Consider the following 17689-nt stretch of genomic DNA (forward strand, 5'->3'; position numbering starts at 1 on the left):
AGACTATGGAGCTTAAAAAAATAAAAGAATACCGGAAGATGATGCAGAGAGAACTGTTTGACCGTATGCTGCCTTTCTGGGGGGATAAGCTGGATCAGGAATATGGAGGTATGCCCACATTCCTGGACCGGGAAGGAAAACCGTTTTCCAGTGACAAGGGGGTATGGTTCCAGGGGAGAGTCCTGTGGACGTATTCCTATCTGTGTAATGTGTACGGAGCGCGCCCGGAATGGCTTGAGATTGCAAAAAGCTGTAAGGACTTTATGAATCAGCACTGCTTCGACACGGACGGAAGAATGTATTTTCTGGTGACAAGGGACGGCAGACCGGTACGCAAGAGACGGTACTTTTTCAGTGAGACCTTCTATATACTGGGAAATGCAGAATATTCAGTGGCCACCGGTGACAAAGAAGCGCTGGCGGATGCCAGGCGTGTCTACGACAGGGTAGTGGAGCTTTATGAGAATCCGGACAGCGATCCCTTTAAGATGCCTCCTAAGTATAACCCTGAAGTACGGCCAATGCGGGGGCTGGCCAATGTGATGATCCTGCTGAATGTGACTTCTATTATGCGCAGGTGCGACCCCGAAAACAGGGAGAAGTACGATGACCGGAGCAAAAAATACATATCAGATTTATTACAGTACCATTATAATGAGGAGCACCAGGCTTTGTTTGAGAATGTAGGCCCAAATGGTGAATTCATCGATGAGCCTGTGGGCAGAACCATTAATCCCGGACACAGTATTGAGGCCTGCTGGTTTTTGATCCAGGAGGCGGAAGCTATGGGACTGGGCGACGATGTCATTGAAAAATGCCTGAATATATTTGACTGGTCCATGATGCATGGCTGGGATAAAGAGTACGGCGGCATTATGTACTTTGTGGACATAGAGGGAAGGCCCGTAGAACAGTATGAGCATGAACTGAAGCTGTGGTGGCCGGTGAGTGAGGCATTGATTGCTTCCCTGAAAGCATATACCCTGACGAAGGAAAATAAATATGAGACATGGTTCCACACACTTGCAGACTATTCCTTTGAGCATTTTTCAGATCCGGAGTACGGAGAATGGGTGGGGTATCTCACCAGGGAAGGAAAGTGGCAGGAGCCTGTGATAAAAAGCAATCATTACAAGGGTCTGTTCCATGTGACAAGGATGCTGGTAATGTGTGACCACATGCTTGCAGATTTGGAAGCAGAGCAGGAAGAGGAGGAATAAAGGTATGCGGGTTTTAGCGATAGCTGCCCACCCGGACGATATAGAAATATCCTGTGCCGGGACTCTGGCGAGATATAAAAAGATGGGATGGGATGTATTTATGTGCCACGTGTCCAACGGCAACCAGGGACATGCGGTTATTATGCCCGACGAGCTGCGCGCCATACGGAGAAAGGAATTCTTGAATTCCGCTGCTCTTCTTGGAGCCGAGGGACTTACCTGTGATATTGACGATCTCTGCATTTACGGAGATATGCGGGAACACAGGGAAAAAGTGATGGACATTATCCGGTATGCAAGACCGGATGTGATTATCACCCACAGTCCTAATGACTATATGCCGGATCACGTGGCGGTGAGCAAGCTGGTATTTGACGCTTCGTTTGTCTCTACGCTGCCTCACTACACCACCAGGGAAACTTACTATGAGACTTTGACACCTATTTATTATATGGATACCCTGGCAGGGCTTAATTTTGTTCCCACCGAATATGTAGACATTACGGATACGTATGATCAGAAGATGGAAATGCTGAGGCAGCATGAAAGCCAGCTCACATGGATGAAAGACCATGACGGCATTGATTTTGCAGAGTTTGTCAGTACCTGTGCCCGTTACCGGGGGCTTCAGTGCGGAGCCGGCTATGCGGAGGCTTTTACCCCCTGCTATGCGTGGCCGAAGGTAAAAGCAGAAAGATATCTGCCTTAGGGGAAGAAAAGAAAAACCTGAAGCCTGGTAAAGGAGAAAAATTATGATGGATTTAAATAAGTTATACGAATGGTGCAGCATTCCCATGGAAGAGCTTTTGGACCATAAAGACCGTAAAGTTCCCCTGCGTATTGTAGGGGACGCGGCTGAGCTGGGGGAGGTTATGGCGCGTGATCTGGCGGAAGAGATAAAAGCAGCCAATCTGGAGCAGAGACCTTTTCATTTAATTGTTCCCTGCGGACCAAAGGAGTGGTACGCGCCATTTGCAAGAATGGTAAATGAAGAACGGATTTCTTTGAAAAATATGATCTGTTTTCATATGGATGAGAATCTGGACTGGGAGGGAAAACTGCTTCCGGAAAAGGACCCCAGCAATTTCAGGACATTTATGCATACTTATTTCTATGAGGCGGTTGTCCCTGAACTCAGGGTAAAGGAAGAAAACCGGCACTATCTGACGCCGGATAATGTGAAGGAAATGTCGGAACGGATCGAGAAGACGGAGATAGATTATACCATGGGAGGCTGGGGACAGGACGGCCATATTGCCTTTAACCAGGCTAAGAGAAGTCCGTATTCTGTGGTTACGATTGACGATATCCGCAATTCCACGGCCAGAGTTCAGGAAAATAATATTGACACTATGATTGCCCTGGCTCAGAGAAGCTTTGGGGCGGGCTGGCAGTTTATGCCTCCTATGTCTGTGACTCTGGGAGCAAAAGAATGCCTGAAAGCAAAAAAGATCAGAGTGTATTCAGCAACAGGCTCATGGAAGCAGACGGCTTTGCGGGTTGCACTTTTTTCACCTCTTACAGAAGAATACCCTATGACTCTCCTGCAGGAGCATCCGGATGCCCTGATTACTGCTACCAGAGAGACTGCCTGTCATCCCATCAGCGAGCATCCGGAGTGGGAATTCCGGGGGATTGCCGCCAGCAGAAAGGACGGTAGGGAATGAGATTCGACAAGGTAGTGGGAACCGGCGGTGTAGGGACCGGAATGCTGCTTCTGAGTCCGATACAGGATACCCTGGGACGCAGTGAATCACGTCTGGTACATAGGAGTCCTGCCAGAGACTACTGCAAGCTGCATATTGTATTTCATTATATAGCAGCCTTGATAGGGAAGCAGACAGAAGTCTATCCCCTCAGCTATGTGGGGCAGGATACCATGGGGGAGGAACTGCTGGGGGAAATGAGGCTTGCCGGGATGCACACAGAATATATGGGCAGGTCAGAGGAACTCGGAACTATGCTCAGCGTATGCCTGCAGTATCCGGACAAAGAGGGCTGCAATATGACAGTCATTAACAGCGCTGCTTCCAAGGTCACCCCCGGGTATATCAGATCAAGTATGGAAGCACTGTCCGTGGACGCCAACACGCTAGTGGCAGCTATTCCGGAGGTTTCCCAGGAGAGCAGGATTGCCCTGCTGCGGGAGGGGAAGGAAAAAGGGGCATTTTGCGTACTATCAGTTCCTGCGGCGGAGGCGGAAGCATTTCTGGAGGCGGAAGCATTTACCTTCTGCGATCTCCTGGCTGTGAATGAGGAGGAGGCCAGGGCAGTGCTCGGTGCTATGGACAAAGGGATGAAAGGAGAGACACAGGAAAGTTCTGAGGAGAAGCTGGTGCTGCGATTGTATGAACAGATAGAGAGATTAAATCCTGAGATACAGCTTCTGGTTACCTTTGGAAAACATGGAGCATACACCATGGCAGGGCGGCACCTGGAATATCTGCCGGCTGCTCAGGTCTCCGTGAAAAACACTACAGGTGCAGGAGACGCCTTTCTGGGAGGAACGATTACAGGGCTTTGTCTGGGACTGCCTCTTCAAAAAAGCAGCAGAGAGCCTGCGGCGGGGGAGACAGAGCTTTTAAGTGCGGCAGAATTAGGAACTCTCTGTGCAGGGCTGGCAGTACAGTGTGAAGACAGTATTGCCTGGGAAACAGGGCCGGAAATTCTGGATACTGCAGGAATCAGCTGCACAGACATAAAAGTTTGATCGCACAAAGGTACGATCCGATAAAGAAGAATGATACAGCAGAACGGCATAGTCATTTCGGCTATGCCCTTTTGCTGTACAGAAGGGTTGTACATTATCGCCGGTTTGTGTAGAATAGAAGAAAATAAAGAAAGCGAGGCATACGAGCATGAAGAAAACAAAGATAGGAATTCTGGGGGCGGGTGGGATCGCTGCTCTGATGGCGAAAACAATCACAAGGATGCCCCAGGCTGAGGCATATGCCGTTGCAGCAAGAGATAGTAAGCGGGCAAAAGCATTTGCGGAAACATGGGGGTTTACCTGTGCCTATGGTTCGTATGAGGATATGCTGAAGGATCCCCAGGTGGAGCTTGTATACATAGCGACCCCGCATTCTCATCATTTTGCTCACGGCATGATGTGCCTTCAGCACGGCAAACATGTACTTTGTGAGAAGGCATTTACTGCGAATGCCGCTCAGGCAGAGGAAATGATTGCATTTGCGGAAGAAAAAAAGCTGCTGCTCACAGAGGCAATATGGACCAGATATATGCCGTCGGTATCCATGATCCAGGAAGTGTTAGACAGCGGAGTCATTGGAACGCCCACCCTTTTAACGGCGAATTTGGGATATCTTGTGGCGCAGAATGAGCGCATGATACGCCCGGAGCTGGCTGGAGGAGCACTGCTTGATCTTTCTGTCTATCCGATTAATTTTGCATCTATGATTTTCGGAAAAAATATAACGAATATCACTTCCTCGGCGGTGATGGCAGACACCGGAGTGGATGCTATGGACAGCATTACTCTGTGCTTTAAGGAAGGAAGGATGGCAGTACTTACCTCAACCATGCTTGCGCAGACCGACCGCAGAGGAATTGTATACGGGGAAAAAGGATATCTGGTGGTTGATAATATCAACAATCCCCAGAAGGTAAGTGTATTCTCTCTGGAATGGAAGGAGGTTGCTGCCTACGAGGTGCCGGAACAGATTACCGGCTATGAATATGAAGTGCTGTCGGCAATCAGAGCCATAGAAGAAGGGAGAACCGAGTGTCCGGAGATGCCCCACAGCGAAACCATCCGGATTATGAAAGTAATGGATGAAATCAGGGGATCCTGGGGAATGCGCTTCCCCTTTGAGGCTTAGTGGAAGCTATCTGCAGAAAAGCCGGTGAAGTATTGACTTTTGCTATAACCACATGTATTGTAAAATATGATGCAAGGATTCTGCTCATAAAACGGGGAGGATAGGATGAGAATGCAAGCTATGACGGACAAATTAAAAAGAGTATTTACGAAAACCCTCCCTGAAGAAATGCGTCAGGAATTCGAGACAGAACGGGCAGCCCATACCCTTAGGATCTGCAAGTATTTGTCAGTGGTTGTAATGGTGTTTGAGCTGTTCAACATGTATATGATGGCCTTCGTCCGTGACGGCGGGCTGTCCGTGCACTCTCACAGGGTGTATTTTGTACTGTACATCTTTCTTTTTACCATCAGTCTGGCCGGTTTTGTGTTCTGCCTGATATTTGAAAAGGATGTGGACCGGCATGCGGGACTCTGTTTAAAGCTGGCAGTGGCAGAAAGTGGCCTGTTTTGTCTGTGGGGCACTGCTGTGACTCTGTATGATCAGAGAGTGACGGAGAATGTCAGCGTATATCTGTGCATTGTTCTCTCTGTCTCTGTATTTGTCAGCTATCGCCCATGGGAGGCTGTGATTGTTCTTGGCATCAACCAGATAATACTGATGCTTTTGTTTCCCACCTTCCAGCCGGCACCTACAAATAACATAGGGAATTACACCAATACGGCCTGTGCAACTATCATGGCAGTGCTGATTGCGGCTATGAGATATAATAATGGGCTGGAGACCTTTCATTCCAGAAAAATTATTGTAAGCCAGAAAGAGAAAATCGAGGAGATGAACCGCAAACTGCACATACAGGTTTTGACAGATGAGCTGACCAGACTCTATAACAGACGCTATCTGAAAGAAGTGATGCCCCAGGTCTGGGAGCAGTTTCAGAAGGACAGCAGACAGGTTACTTTTGTAATGATAGATATTGATAACTTTAAGATATATAATGACACTTATGGGCACCAGGCCGGGGATGACTGCATTGCCTTAATTGCCGGACTGCTGAAGTCTCATCTGGACATGCCCGATGGTCATCTGCTCCGCTATGGGGGAGAAGAATTTCTTGTTATTATTGCAGGAAAGGATGGGAAAGCGATTGCTGATAAGGTCAACAAGGCCCGGCTGGATCTGGAACAGAGAAAGCTGGAGAACCGGCAGGCTCCATTCCCCTATGTAACCATCAGTGCAGGTATGGTTACACAGACATTGGATCCTTCGATGAGGCTGGAGCACTGCATCCGCCAGGCAGACATTTTGCTGTATCAGGCCAAACAAAAGGGCAAGAATCAGGTGATAATCGGTAAGGATACGCTATAGTTCTTGTCTGCTGTCACAGCGTAGGATATAATATGGTTGGATGACAGGCTGTTCTGTTTCCGGCTGACAGTACAGGAGAGCAGAAAATATAAAGAGTGATAGAGCAGACAAGGAGATGTTATTATGGAACCCGTGATACTGGCATCAGCATCGCCGAGACGGAGAGAACTCCTGCAGCAGGCAGGTATTTCCTTTGAGGTAAGGCCGAGTGATGCAGAGGAAACAATTACAAAGACAGAACCCAGTGAGATAGTGGAGGAATTATCCTTTCTAAAGTGCAGTGATATTGCCGAAAAGGTTCGGGGAGACAGAGTTATACTGGGGGCTGATACCATCGTTTTTTTTCAGGGAAAAGTTTTGGGAAAGCCTTCTACAAAGCAGGAGGCGGCAGAAATGCTCGAGAGTCTTCAGGGGAAAACCCATGAGGTCTATACGGGTGTGACTTTTATCGTCCGGAAGGGGAAATACAGTGAGGTCCATACATTTTCAGAAAAAACGGAAGTGACATTTTATCCCATGAATCGGGAGGAGATCCGGGCATATGTAGAGAGCGGTGAACCCATGGATAAGGCAGGCGCCTATGGGATACAGGGGAGGTTTGCCGTATTTGTGAAGGAGATCCGGGGAGATTATAATAATGTGGTTGGGCTTCCTGTCAGCCGCCTGTATCAGGAATTGAAAAGGGCAGGGATTCCCGGAGGAGGGATCTCTCATGTATAAACTGTGTATATTTGATCTGGACGGCACACTGGCGGACACGGTAGAGTCTATTGCCAGAGTAGGGAATATGGTACTGGAGCACTTTGGCCTTCCCCCACAGCCGGTGAAAGATTATAATTATTTTGCCGGAGATGGTGTGGATACGGCACTGAAAAGAGCTCTGGCAGCAGCCGGGGATACCGCAGGGGTGCACTATGAGGAAGGGAAAACTCTTTTTCGAAAGTGGTTTGCCATGGATCCCTTATATCATGTAAAGCCAATGCCGGGGATTTTTCCGGTCTTGGAGGCTGTAAAGCACATGGGACTAGAGATAGCCGTATTTTCCAACAAACCCCACCTGGAAGCGGTTCATGTGGTGGAGACTATTTTTGGTAAGGGTTTCTTCTCCATGATCCAGGGCCAGACGGAGCAGATACCCAAAAAGCCGTCGCCGGACGGAGCACTGTACCTTGCTGAAAAGCTGGGAGTAAAGCCGGCGGAATGTCTGTACCTGGGGGATACGAATACAGATATGGATACAGGAAGAGCTGCAGGAATGGATACCGTGGGGGTAACCTGGGGATTCCGGCCCGCAGAAGAATTAAGAGAACATCACGCTAAGTTTTTGATAGAGCATCCGGAGCAGATTCTGGAGATCCTGGAGGATGGACAGTATGCTTAAGATGATAGCCAGCGATTTGGACGGCACACTTCTGCAGGATGGAAAACGCGATCTGGAACCGGAGATGTGGGAGCTGGTACACCGGCTCACGCAAATGGGAATTTTGTTTGTGGCTGCCAGCGGCAGACAGATTCCCAATCTGGAACGCCTGTTTGCACCTGTGAGGGAAGAAATTGCCTATATTGCGGAAAATGGGTGCCTCTCACAGTATAAAAATAAAATATTACATAAAGATATCCTGCCCAGAGAATTAGGACAGGAGATCATGCATACCATATGGAATAAGGACAATGCAGAGATTCTGCTATCCGGGGAACGTACCTGTTATATTCAGCCGAAGAGCCCCGCTTATTATAATCACATGGTCAATGTTGTCAAGAATCATGTAACCGTTGTAGACGACATTTTCGCAGTAGAAGAAGAATATATGAAGATCTCAGTGTACGACGAAAGGGGGATTGCTCAGTCAGAAGATTACTGGAAGGAAACCTTCGGATCAAAAGTAACTGTAGTCACATCCGGCAGTGTCTGGCTGGATATGACTCCTGTGGGGGCGAATAAAGGCAGCGCTATAAAACGGCTGCAGAGACAGCTGGGGATCCGGCCGGAGGAATGTATGGCATTTGGAGACCACTATAATGACGTGGAAATGCTGCAGGCGGTAAAGTACAGTTACGCTATGACCAATGCCCAGGAAGGGGTAAGACAAATCTGCAGATATTCTGCAGAGAGAGTAGAACCTGTATTAAAGAAAATTATAGAAAAAGGAGGCAGAGTATAATGGAAGAGTACAGTGATGAGTGTTTGGCGTATTTCTTAAGTCATCAAGAACAGTTATTTGATGAACCAGTGGCAGAGACACTGGAAGAAGCAGAGGCGTTTCTGGAGGACTGCATGGCTGTTGTGGTGGATTCCATGGAGGAAGTTCGGGCATATTTTGACGAGAGCGGGATGGATGTAGAAACCATGAGCAATGATGAGTTGGAGGAAGCCAGCGAAGTGTTCAAACTGCCCAACGGGCAGTATCTGATTGTAGAGGGCTGAGAGGCGTTTTACATGGAAAAGACAGAACAGCAGTAAGCTGTCCGTCAGGCCGGCCTTTAGAGGGCAGACTGTCGGGCAGCTTACTGCTGTGAGAGACAGAAAAAGGAGAGACACAAATGGGATGTAACAAATATGATGTAATTATTGTCGGGGCAGGACCATCCGGTATCTTCTGCGCTTATGAGCTGATTCGTCAGAAACCGGATATGAAAATTCTAATGATTGAGAAGGGGCGCTCGATTGAAAAAAGGCAGTGTCCCAAACGGAAAACGAATAAGTGTATGGGATGTCAGCCCTGTGCCATTACCACAGGCTTTGCGGGAGCAGGGGCATTTTCAGACGGGAAATTGTCTTTATCTCCTGATGTAGGAGGAAATCTTCCCGAGATTCTTGGGTATGAGGAAACTGTAAAATTATTGAAAGAATCCGACAATGTTTATCTGAAGTTCGGGGCAGACACAAAGGTGTACGGTGTGGACAAGGAGGCAGAGATCCGAGAGATACGCAGAAAAGCCATTATGGCTAATCTTAAGCTGGTAGAGTGTCCCATCCGCCATCTGGGTACGGAAGAGGGATACAAGATCTATCACCGTCTCCAGGATTTTCTGCTGGAACAAGGGATTGTGATGAAATTCAATACCATGGTGACAGATATTGAGATTACAGACAATCAGGCAAAGGCAGTAGTGACAGAAGACGGGGAACGCTATGAGGGCACAGAATTTGTGGCCGCTGTGGGAAGGGAAGGGGCAGACTGGTTCAGCCACATCTGCCGGGACCACGGCATAGAGACAAATGTGGGAACCGTAGACATCGGGGTGCGTGTAGAAGTGCGGGACGAGGTGATGGATTTTCTGAATAAGAACCTCTACGAGGCAAAGTTGGTGTACCACACACCTACCTTTGACGACAAAGTGCGTACCTTCTGCACAAACCCTTCCGGAGAGGTCGCCACGGAATACTACGAAAATGGATTGGCAGTGGTCAATGGACATGCTTACAAATCTCAGGAATATAAGACAAATAACACCAACTTTGCTCTGCTGGTGTCTAAAAACTTCACGAAACCTTTCAAGACACCCATCGAGTACGGCAAACAGATTGCCCAGCTGAGCAATATGCTCTGCGACGGCAAAATCATGGTGCAGACCTTCGGCGACTTCCGCAGGGGCCGGCGTACGACAGAAGAGCGGCTGTGCAGAAATAACCTGATTCCAACCCTGAAAGACGCAGTACCAGGAGATCTGTCTCTGGTCTTTCCCCACAGGATCATGGTAGATATTGCTGAGATGATTGATGCCCTGGATAAAGTAACCCCGGGGATTGCAAGCGATGAAACCCTTCTGTACGGGGTGGAAGTAAAATTCTATTCCAATAAAGTAGTAGTGGACAGAGAATTCCAGACCAGCATCAAAGGACTGCGGGCAGTGGGGGACGGAGCATCCGTCACCAGAGGGCTGCAGCAGGCATCTGCAAACGGTATCAGCGTTGCCAGAAGTATTTTGGGGACAACTTTTGGGACGTGTTCTTTCTAGAAAGAACACGTCCCAAATTAGGGCAGGGGTGTCCCATTTTCAATTTCCCCTGTCCCCTTTTTATTTCAAATACTTTGTAAATCAAAATAATTGAAATACAAATAAAAATATGATATACTTCCAGCAGATACCAATTAAGAGGTATTCTGTAAACTGAATGAGGACAAAGGTGACGGATCTATGAGCAACATGAGTAGGAAAAAGAAATGGAGCAACCGTATAAAGAAGAGAGCAGAAAGAATTGTCCTTTATGTTCTCTACGGAGGGCTGTTTGAATTATACAAAAGAGATTCCCGGATACAAAGAGAGGTTGACAGCTGGAAACATGGAATGACATATTGTCTGCAGTGCCAGAAAGATGGTCCGAGTCTATATATCAGAAAGACCGGCAGGGGATTGGAGCGGCTGGATCCCAGGGTACAGTCTGACTATGATACCTGTTTTCAGTTTAAAAGTATTGACAGTGCCTTTTTAGTTTTCACAGGACAGATGGGAATCGCGGGGGCTTATGCCGCCCACGGATTTACCATGAAGGGTGATATTGGGACTGCCATGTCCTTTTCAAGAAGTGTGGATGTGGCGGAAGCATATCTGTTTCCCCAATTTATTATCCGAAGAATTCTAAAGGAGATCCCGGAAAAAGAGATGAGTGCCCTTGGCTTGTACATCCGTATTGCAGGGGGGATTCTGTCAGGACGCTACCGGATGACAAGAGAGAATAAGATTACCTATACTGCCAGAACAGCCGGCGGGGCCAGCTGACGGTGCATCAGAGAAAGGAAAAAGATAAAACTATGATACCAGAATATTATGAATTTCAGAGCTCTGCGAAGATTCTTTCGGGAGCTTTTGCTTTGGAAAATATACCGGTGGAACTAGATAACTTGGGCTGCCTGCGGCCTCTGATTTTGTCGGATCGGATGCTGCAAAAGCTGGGAACCCTCCAGGTGGTGCTGGATGCCCTTCTCTCAGGGGGAACAGAGATTGGGGGGATCTATACAGATATCCCTGCAGACTCTTCCCTGGAAGTCGTTAACCGTATCGGAAGCTATTATAAGGAAAATAACTGCGACGGCATTGTAGCGGTGGGCGGCGGATCCGTGATCGATACTGCAAAAGGCGCAAGGATGATTCTCTCCCAGCATGCGGGGGACATTATGGAAATTCTTGGATGTGAGAGTATGAAAAGAGGAGAGCAGATCCCCTTCATCGCCATCCCCACAACATCCGGAACCGGATCCGAGTCCACTCTGGTGGCTGTAATAAAAAATGAGGCAAGAAAACTGAAAATGGAATTCATCTCTTACTATCTTCAGCCAGATGTGGCGGTTCTGGATGTCCGTATGACAGAGACATTACCTCCCAGGATGACTGCCTCCACAGGGATGGACGCCCTATGCCATGCCATTGAGGCATACAGCTGCCTTCAGAAAAATCCTCTCAGTGACGCCTATGCTATATCTGCTGTAAAGATGATCGGCACCTACCTGGAGAAGGCCGCCGCAAACGGAAAAAATAAAGAGGCAAGGCTTGCAATGGCAAACGCATCTATGATGGCAGGCGCCGCTTTTTCCAACTCTATGGTAGGTATTGTCCATGCGGTGGGGCATGCCCTTGGGGGTGTCTGCCATATCCCCCACGGCGATGCTATGACTGTACTCCTGCCTTACGGAATGGAATATAACCTGGAAAAATGCAGAAAAGAGTATGGGGAACTCCTGCTGTACCTGGCGGGGGACGACATCTATAGCAGAACACCTGCAAAGGAGAGGGCAGAGCAGCTGATAAGGGAGATACGCAATATAGAAAGCAGACTTCACAATGTCTGCGGCCTTCCCCTTAGCCTGAAGGAATTGGGCGTAAAGGAAGAAGATTTTCAGCAGGCGGCGAACACGGCGGTCAATGACGGAGCAATGATAGTAAATCCCCGGCAGGCCGGAGTGGGAGATATTCTGGAGCTTCTAAAACAAGCATACTAAATTGACAGGGCCTGAAAGATGGAGTATACTTACGGTTACCAAATCAGAACAGGCATAGATGCAGAAGTTTCAGGGAGGTATTTATGGAGATTGAAGAATTAGTAAAAAAGCAGAGAGCATATTTCTATACAGGAAAGACCAGAAGCTGCGGGTTCCGAATGAAGGCGCTGGAGCGGCTGGAAGCTTCCATCAAAAGGAACGAACAGGAAATACAAAGGGCTTTATCCTCGGATCTGAATAAATCTTCCTTTGAATCCTTTATGACAGAGGTAGGGCTTACTTTGAGTGAGCTTTCTTATGCAAGAAAGCATCTGGCAAAATGGATGAGAGAACAGAAGGTTCTGACCCCATTGTCTCAGTTCCATGCGAAAAGCTATGTAATCCCCGAGCCGTATGGGGTAACCCTTGTTATGTCCCCCTGGAATTACCCGTTTATGCTGTGCCTGGAACCATTGATCGGTGCAGTTGCCGCCGGCAACTGCTGTGTCCTGAAGCCCTCTGCCTATTCCCCGGCAACCTCAGCGGTAATCAAAAAGATGATAAGTGAGGCTTTTCCGGAAGAGTACGTGGCTGTGGTCGAGGGGGGGCGCCATGAGAATACCCAGCTACTGGAGCAGCGGTTTGACTATATATTCTTTACCGGCGGTGTTCAGGTGGGAAAAATGGTGATGGAAAAGGCATCCAGGTATCTTACGCCGGTTACGTTGGAGCTGGGAGGAAAAAGTCCGTGTATCATAGATGAGACTGCTGATCTGAAGCTGGCTGCCAAACGTCTGGTGTTCGGAAAATATCTGAACAGCGGACAGACTTGTGTGGCGCCTGACTATCTGTTAGTGCATCGTTCTGTCAAAACAGAACTGCTGGGGTATGTTCGGCACTGGATCACCGCAATGCTGGGGAAAGAGCCCCTGAAAAACCCGGATTATCCCAAGATGATCAATGAAAAACATTACCGCAGGGTTCTGGGACTTATTCAGGGGGAGGAGATTCTGGAGGGCGGATATGGCTGTGAAAAGACTCTGCAGATAGCGCCTACGGTGTTGGATCACATTACCGGGGAGTCTCCTGTCATGCAGGAAGAGATTTTCGGACCGGTTCTCCCGGTCCTCACCTATGATACATTGGAGGAGGCTGTCTCTTTTGTCCGGGAGAGAGAAAAGCCCCTGGCCCTCTATCTGTTTACAAGGAGCAGAGAGACAGAAAAAAAGATCCTGGGCAGCCTTTCCTTTGGAGGGGGATGTGTGAATGACACCATTATCCATCTGGCGACCTCCCGGATGGGCTTCGGAGGTGTGGGAGGCAGCGGTATGGGAAGCTACCATGGGAAGCTTAGTTTTGATACCTTCAGCCATAAAAAAAGCATGGTAAAAAAATACAACTGGATCGATCTCCCCATCCGTTATCAGCCGTATACTTCAGGAAAAGAGAAGCTTTTGAGGATGTTTTTAAAATAGTTCGGAGGAACACAAGGCACAAATCTCAGATGATTTTAGAGATTTGTGCCTTGTTGTATTTATAAGGAAGGCATTACAGGACCAAATTCCCGGGCTTTTTTCTGAAGATAGAGAATCCGCTCAAACTTGGCGGCAGGAGGCACGGTGTCTGCTACAGATAAAATCAAGTGATCTCCCCGCCCGAGATTTTCAAATTTTTGATCTATAAATCTCTGAAACGTCACATCATCCATAGAGTCCTCCAATACGGAGATAGAGGGGATTCCTCCCCAGATGGTACACGTTCCGTCAAAGATGCGCCGGGTATCCTCCAGTGAAATTTTGGTCATAGGTGCAGGGCAGATAGAATCTGCAAGATCAAAACCAGACCGTTTATATAATTCCAGAAGTCCCGTGTTTTCTCCATCTGTATGAGTTGCTATGAATTTTCCTTTGCTGTGGGCGATTTCGGACTGCTGCCTAAGAGCCGGAAGAATATATTCCTCGTACATTGCAGGTGCAGTAAATGATGCGTCATAATTGGCTCCGGACAGAATAATTTCCGCAGGACTATTGATTGCCGCATCAAAAAGTTTCTGGCAAAAAGGAGTGATTTGCTGTATGAAAGCATCCATCTCCTCCGGATTATCGTACTGTTCATAATAATACGTATCAAAAGCCATCAGTTCCTTAATCAGATAATGGCCGGGGGAAGCCCACATGGCAGACAAGGCAACTGCTACCCCCCGATCACCGATGTATTCCTGCTGAAACTGTGAGTAATTGCTGTAATCAGGGATTACTTCCATATTTTCAAAAATATATGCCATAGCAGCATAGTCTTGCGGGGATTTGATGGCATGTTCACGAATCACATACAGTGTAATCCCGTTTTTTTTCATCTCCTTATTGTGCACAACAGTGGTGGTGATATCGCCTTTCGGCGTTTCATATCTGACTTTCAGAATACCATCGCCTGTCCACTGATGGGTGCGTCTGACATTGTGGAGCTTTAACCGGTAAGGGTGGTTCTTCAGATGATAAATACCTATGCCTACATCCAAATCCCCGTCCTCCGGGTTTATAAAATCCTTAAAATCCGGAATAATTGCATGGTATCCCAATTCCAGATCATCGGTTATTTCTTTCAGTGTGGCATGTCTGTAAGGGGCCGGCAAAGTACCATTTCTGGAATTTGCATTGTACCATATATCCAGGCGAGGGACAAAAGGCAAAGCATCCGTGGGCTCCCCCTTCAGAGTAGCCAGAATACGTTCTTTAATAGTCATAGAGTCCTCCTTTTGAATCCACTGCGGGGGTAATGGATCTATTTGATTTTGTTGAGTATATCACAGCCAGGGAATATTCTCATGGGTTAAGAAACCAAATATTGATAGATAAATTGTATTCCTGGAACAGAAAATACTGTAAAAAAATGCCAGATTTATAATCTGCTAGACATTAAAAAAGTGTAATGTTATCATGAAAAGAACTAAAATAGATAGAAAATGTAAAATGAAGGAGATGTTACATTGCTGGATAATTTTTTGGCAGAAAAGTTTATTGAAAAGGCAGGGGAGTCTACGGAATATAATATTAATATTATGGATGAGAGAGGCGTGATTATAGCCAGCAAAGACGCAGAGCGGATTGGAGATTTTCATGAAGTGGCCTACTGGATTATCCATGGGGATGAAGATATTATAGAGGTTCCCGATGGTGGAAAATATTTAGGGGTGCGTCCAGGGGTGATGCTGCCGGTGATTCAAAAGGGAAAACGGATAGGCGCTATTGGTGTCACAGGTGAACCTGCGAAAGTCCGGGAGATAGGTAAAGTGATGCAGTTTGCCATCGAGACTATGTATGAGTTTGAATTGCAGCACAGGCAGAGCGCACAGAGAAAAAGTATGAAGGAGCGCTTTATCTACGGAATACTTACGAATGAAGTTGCAGATATAGAAAAGCTGCGGGAAGATGCAGCGACCCTGGGATGGGAGGAAAAGTATATCCGCCTTCCTGTCTACCTTCTGCTGGACGATATGGCAGATGTTCCAACGGTACAGAGAAAACTGAAAGACAGTGCGTTGTACAGCAGACAGGATATTATATCAGTAGTTCGGGATAAGGAGCTGGTGATCTTTAAGAGCTTTAAGCCTGTGCCAGAGAGCTTATCCAGTTATAAAGAGACGGTGACGGAGTATATCTCGTATTGTAAAAATTATCTGGACATGGCAGGTGCGGGATATCAGTTTTGTGTCGGGACCTTCCAGGACAGGTACGAAAAGTACAGGACAGGCTATCAGCATTGTATCTGGCTGAAAAACAACACAAAAGAAAAGGTATCCTACTTCTACGAACACGTAAATGAATATATGAAAAGTTTAATCGCCATGGTTGAATACAGGGATATCTATGGAGTATATGAAAATATGATGGATGAGAAAACCAGGGAAAATTTCCTGGAGCTCACAGAAACCCTGCAAAAGAACAACTATAATTTTAATATTAGCAGCAAAGAACTCTATGTACATAAAAACACCCTGGTATTCCGTTTTAATAAAATCAGAGAATTATTAGGAGTAAACCCTATGCAGCAGGTTTCAGACAGGGAATTCTTGGAATATCTTCATTACTTTATGAAAAACAATAAAAAATAGATATTTGGTTCATTTCTTATGTTGACAGCACAAAAAACGAAAACATTTTTATGTTATCGCGCGATAGCCTAGGGGAACATATTATTATACAATAACAATACCAAAACTCATAAAAGAGAAAACAATTTTTGCGCACTTCTTCTGCGGGGGCGAAGAGGAGAGGTGAGTTCTCTTAGAACGAAAGGAGAGGTAAGAAATGAAGATGAAAAAGGTAATTGCGTTAACATTGGGTACGATTTTGACATGCAGCTGCTTTTTGGCAGGCTGCAATAAGGCACCGGAGAAACAGGAGACAGAGACAAAGGAAAACAAAGAGGACAGCGGTACAGAAGAAACCGCAGAAAAGGAGAAGCCGGCCTCCGGAGATACCGTAGTGCTAAAGCTGGCGCACCACACAGCCATAGACAGCGCTTATGATGTTGCCATAAAGCATTATGCAGACCTTATCTATGAGAGAACAGACGGGAGAGTCAAGATTGAAGTCTATCCTGCCGCCCAGCTGGGAGGGGAAAGAGATGTGCTGGAAGGCCTAAAGCTGGGAACTATTGATATGACTCTGAACACATCCGCACTCATTATGAATATAACACCGGAATTCGGGCTGTTGGATCTGCCGTTTTTATTTGAGGATTATGACCATGCCAGGGCCAGCCTGGACGGAGAACCGGGTCAGATACTGGCAGACAAACTGCTGGAACAGAACGGAATCCGCATGATGGCCGGATGGTGTTCCGGGTTCCGGGTGATGATGACCACCAACAAAAAAATTGAAAAGCTGGAAGACTTTCAGGGAGTCAAAATGCGTGCGCCTGAGACACCGGTCTATATTGATATGTTCACCGCGCTTGGAGCCAATCCTACGCCTATCCCTTACAGCGAAGTGTATACTGCCATGCAGACAGGTGTGGTAGAGGGAGTTGAGGTGGCTGCAGAGCCCATGTATACTAGCAAATTCCATGAGGTAGGCAAATACATTGCAAGGACCAACCATATTTTCAGCACCATCTGTCCCCTCATCAATGAACAGAAATTCCAGTCACTTCCGGAGGACGTACAGCAGATTATGCTGGATACCATGAAGGAGGCCACAGACTTTGAATGGGAAAAATTCCTGGAGGCAGACGAGGCCGCCCTGCAGGCAATGGTGGATTCCGGATGTGAACTGAACGAAATCGACCGCCAGCCGCTTATGGATGCCTGTGCCTCCGTGCAGGAAAAATATGTAAAGGAACTAAATGCCCAGGAGTTTATGGACAGTATTCAAAAGCTGAAAGAGTAAAGCAGATGAGGTAT

17 protein-coding genes are annotated in these 17689 nt (G+C 47.2%); 16 read left to right on the plus strand and 1 reads right to left on the minus strand.

Annotated elements, in window-relative coordinates; translation table 11 throughout:
- The first annotated feature begins 5 nt into the window (after window positions 1-5).
- The 14 genes from ACGHCT_RS09435 (at window position 6) to ACGHCT_RS09500 (ending at window position 13760) form a co-directional block, all read left to right on the plus strand.
- Window positions 6-1220, plus strand: a complete 1215-nt coding sequence (locus tag ACGHCT_RS09435) for an AGE family epimerase/isomerase (RefSeq protein WP_390439695.1) — start codon at window positions 6-8, stop codon at window positions 1218-1220.
- Window positions 1221-1224: 4 nt separating this feature from the next.
- Window positions 1225-1929 carry a PIG-L deacetylase family protein gene (locus ACGHCT_RS09440; protein WP_390439697.1) on the plus strand — a complete coding sequence of 235 codons (705 nt, stop codon included), beginning with the start codon at window positions 1225-1227 and terminating at the stop codon, window positions 1927-1929.
- Window positions 1930-1972: 43 nt separating this feature from the next.
- Complete coding sequence (locus ACGHCT_RS09445) at window positions 1973-2887, plus strand: 6-phosphogluconolactonase (protein WP_390439699.1); 915 nt, start codon at window positions 1973-1975, stop codon at window positions 2885-2887.
- Window positions 2884-3930 carry a carbohydrate kinase family protein gene (locus ACGHCT_RS09450; RefSeq protein WP_390439701.1) on the plus strand — a complete coding sequence of 349 codons (1047 nt, stop codon included), beginning with the start codon at window positions 2884-2886 and terminating at the stop codon, window positions 3928-3930. The genes ACGHCT_RS09445 and ACGHCT_RS09450 overlap by 4 nt, the downstream gene beginning before the upstream one ends.
- Before the next feature lie 124 nt (window positions 3931-4054).
- On the plus strand, window positions 4055-5059 hold the full coding sequence (locus tag ACGHCT_RS09455) for a Gfo/Idh/MocA family protein (RefSeq protein ID WP_390440165.1): 1005 nt from the start codon (window positions 4055-4057) through the stop codon (window positions 5057-5059).
- 105 nt (window positions 5060-5164) lie between these two features.
- A complete protein-coding gene (locus ACGHCT_RS09460; protein ID WP_390439703.1) occupies window positions 5165-6367 on the plus strand; it encodes a GGDEF domain-containing protein in 1203 nt (400 codons plus the stop codon).
- A gap of 123 nt (window positions 6368-6490) precedes the next feature.
- Window positions 6491-7087: a Maf family protein gene (locus tag ACGHCT_RS09465; RefSeq protein ID WP_390439705.1), complete on the plus strand. Its 597-nt coding sequence runs from the start codon at window positions 6491-6493 to the stop codon at window positions 7085-7087.
- The gene (locus tag ACGHCT_RS09470; protein ID WP_072851454.1) at window positions 7080-7748 is read left to right on the plus strand and encodes an HAD family hydrolase; all 669 of its coding nucleotides are present in this window, start codon (window positions 7080-7082) and stop codon (window positions 7746-7748) included. The genes ACGHCT_RS09465 and ACGHCT_RS09470 overlap by 8 nt, the downstream gene beginning before the upstream one ends.
- Window positions 7741-8529: a Cof-type HAD-IIB family hydrolase gene (locus tag ACGHCT_RS09475; protein WP_072851452.1), complete on the plus strand. Its 789-nt coding sequence runs from the start codon at window positions 7741-7743 to the stop codon at window positions 8527-8529. The genes ACGHCT_RS09470 and ACGHCT_RS09475 overlap by 8 nt, the downstream gene beginning before the upstream one ends.
- Window positions 8529-8792 (plus strand): glyoxalase, encoded by a 264-nt coding sequence (locus ACGHCT_RS09480; protein ID WP_072851450.1) that lies wholly within the window; start codon window positions 8529-8531, stop codon window positions 8790-8792. Before ACGHCT_RS09475 ends, ACGHCT_RS09480 begins: the two co-directional genes overlap by 1 nt.
- A 116-nt stretch (window positions 8793-8908) precedes the next feature.
- A complete protein-coding gene (locus ACGHCT_RS09485; protein ID WP_072851448.1) occupies window positions 8909-10327 on the plus strand; it encodes an NAD(P)/FAD-dependent oxidoreductase in 1419 nt (472 codons plus the stop codon).
- Between the two features lie 180 nt (window positions 10328-10507).
- On the plus strand, window positions 10508-11089 hold the full coding sequence (locus ACGHCT_RS09490; RefSeq protein WP_390439708.1) for a hypothetical protein: 582 nt from the start codon (window positions 10508-10510) through the stop codon (window positions 11087-11089).
- A 32-nt stretch (window positions 11090-11121) separates the two neighbouring features.
- Window positions 11122-12306: an iron-containing alcohol dehydrogenase gene (locus tag ACGHCT_RS09495; protein ID WP_390439710.1), complete on the plus strand. Its 1185-nt coding sequence runs from the start codon at window positions 11122-11124 to the stop codon at window positions 12304-12306.
- Between the two features lie 83 nt (window positions 12307-12389).
- Window positions 12390-13760 carry an aldehyde dehydrogenase gene (locus ACGHCT_RS09500; protein ID WP_072851444.1) on the plus strand — a complete coding sequence of 457 codons (1371 nt, stop codon included), beginning with the start codon at window positions 12390-12392 and terminating at the stop codon, window positions 13758-13760.
- A gap of 59 nt (window positions 13761-13819) precedes the next feature.
- On the opposite strand, the gene ACGHCT_RS09505 is transcribed toward ACGHCT_RS09500, so the two are convergent.
- Window positions 13820-15028, minus strand: coding sequence for a uroporphyrinogen decarboxylase family protein (locus ACGHCT_RS09505; RefSeq protein WP_072851441.1), 1209 nt, complete (start codon window positions 15026-15028; stop codon window positions 13820-13822).
- Window positions 15029-15271: 243 nt separating this feature from the next.
- On the opposite strand from ACGHCT_RS09505, the gene ACGHCT_RS09510 reads away from it, so the two are divergent.
- Entirely contained in the window at window positions 15272-16396 is a 1125-nt protein-coding gene (locus ACGHCT_RS09510; RefSeq protein WP_072851439.1) for a sugar diacid recognition domain-containing protein, read from the plus strand.
- A gap of 196 nt (window positions 16397-16592) precedes the next feature.
- On the plus strand, window positions 16593-17675 hold the full coding sequence (locus tag ACGHCT_RS09515) for a TRAP transporter substrate-binding protein (RefSeq protein ID WP_072851437.1): 1083 nt from the start codon (window positions 16593-16595) through the stop codon (window positions 17673-17675).
- Window positions 17676-17689 lie beyond the last annotated feature (14 nt).

It is taken from the genome of Lactonifactor longoviformis, assembly GCF_042848515.1.
GTDB lineage: Bacteria > Bacillota > Clostridia > Lachnospirales > Lachnospiraceae > Lactonifactor > Lactonifactor longoviformis.

Excerpts from the sequence above, each read along its gene's own strand:
- ACGHCT_RS09450 (WP_390439701.1), top strand. The coding sequence starts at position 2,884 with ATGAGATTCGACAAGGTAGTGGGAACCGGCGGTGTAGGGACCGGAATG.
- ACGHCT_RS09495 (WP_390439710.1), top strand. The coding sequence starts at position 11,122 with ATGATACCAGAATATTATGAATTTCAGAGCTCTGCGAAGATTCTTTCG.
- ACGHCT_RS09505 (WP_072851441.1), bottom strand. The coding sequence starts at position 15,028 with ATGACTATTAAAGAACGTATTCTGGCTACTCTGAAGGGGGAGCCCACG.
- ACGHCT_RS09445 (WP_390439699.1), top strand. The coding sequence starts at position 1,973 with ATGATGGATTTAAATAAGTTATACGAATGGTGCAGCATTCCCATGGAA.
- ACGHCT_RS09435 (WP_390439695.1), top strand. The coding sequence starts at position 6 with ATGGAGCTTAAAAAAATAAAAGAATACCGGAAGATGATGCAGAGAGAA.
- ACGHCT_RS09465 (WP_390439705.1), top strand. The coding sequence starts at position 6,491 with ATGGAACCCGTGATACTGGCATCAGCATCGCCGAGACGGAGAGAACTC.
- ACGHCT_RS09490 (WP_390439708.1), top strand. The coding sequence starts at position 10,508 with ATGAGCAACATGAGTAGGAAAAAGAAATGGAGCAACCGTATAAAGAAG.
- ACGHCT_RS09460 (WP_390439703.1), top strand. The coding sequence starts at position 5,165 with ATGAGAATGCAAGCTATGACGGACAAATTAAAAAGAGTATTTACGAAA.
- ACGHCT_RS09500 (WP_072851444.1), top strand. The coding sequence starts at position 12,390 with ATGGAGATTGAAGAATTAGTAAAAAAGCAGAGAGCATATTTCTATACA.
- ACGHCT_RS09475 (WP_072851452.1), top strand. The coding sequence starts at position 7,741 with ATGCTTAAGATGATAGCCAGCGATTTGGACGGCACACTTCTGCAGGAT.
- ACGHCT_RS09485 (WP_072851448.1), top strand. The coding sequence starts at position 8,909 with ATGGGATGTAACAAATATGATGTAATTATTGTCGGGGCAGGACCATCC.
- ACGHCT_RS09470 (WP_072851454.1), top strand. The coding sequence starts at position 7,080 with ATGTATAAACTGTGTATATTTGATCTGGACGGCACACTGGCGGACACG.
- ACGHCT_RS09480 (WP_072851450.1), top strand. The coding sequence starts at position 8,529 with ATGGAAGAGTACAGTGATGAGTGTTTGGCGTATTTCTTAAGTCATCAA.
- ACGHCT_RS09440 (WP_390439697.1), top strand. The coding sequence starts at position 1,225 with ATGCGGGTTTTAGCGATAGCTGCCCACCCGGACGATATAGAAATATCC.
- ACGHCT_RS09515 (WP_072851437.1), top strand. The coding sequence starts at position 16,593 with ATGAAGATGAAAAAGGTAATTGCGTTAACATTGGGTACGATTTTGACA.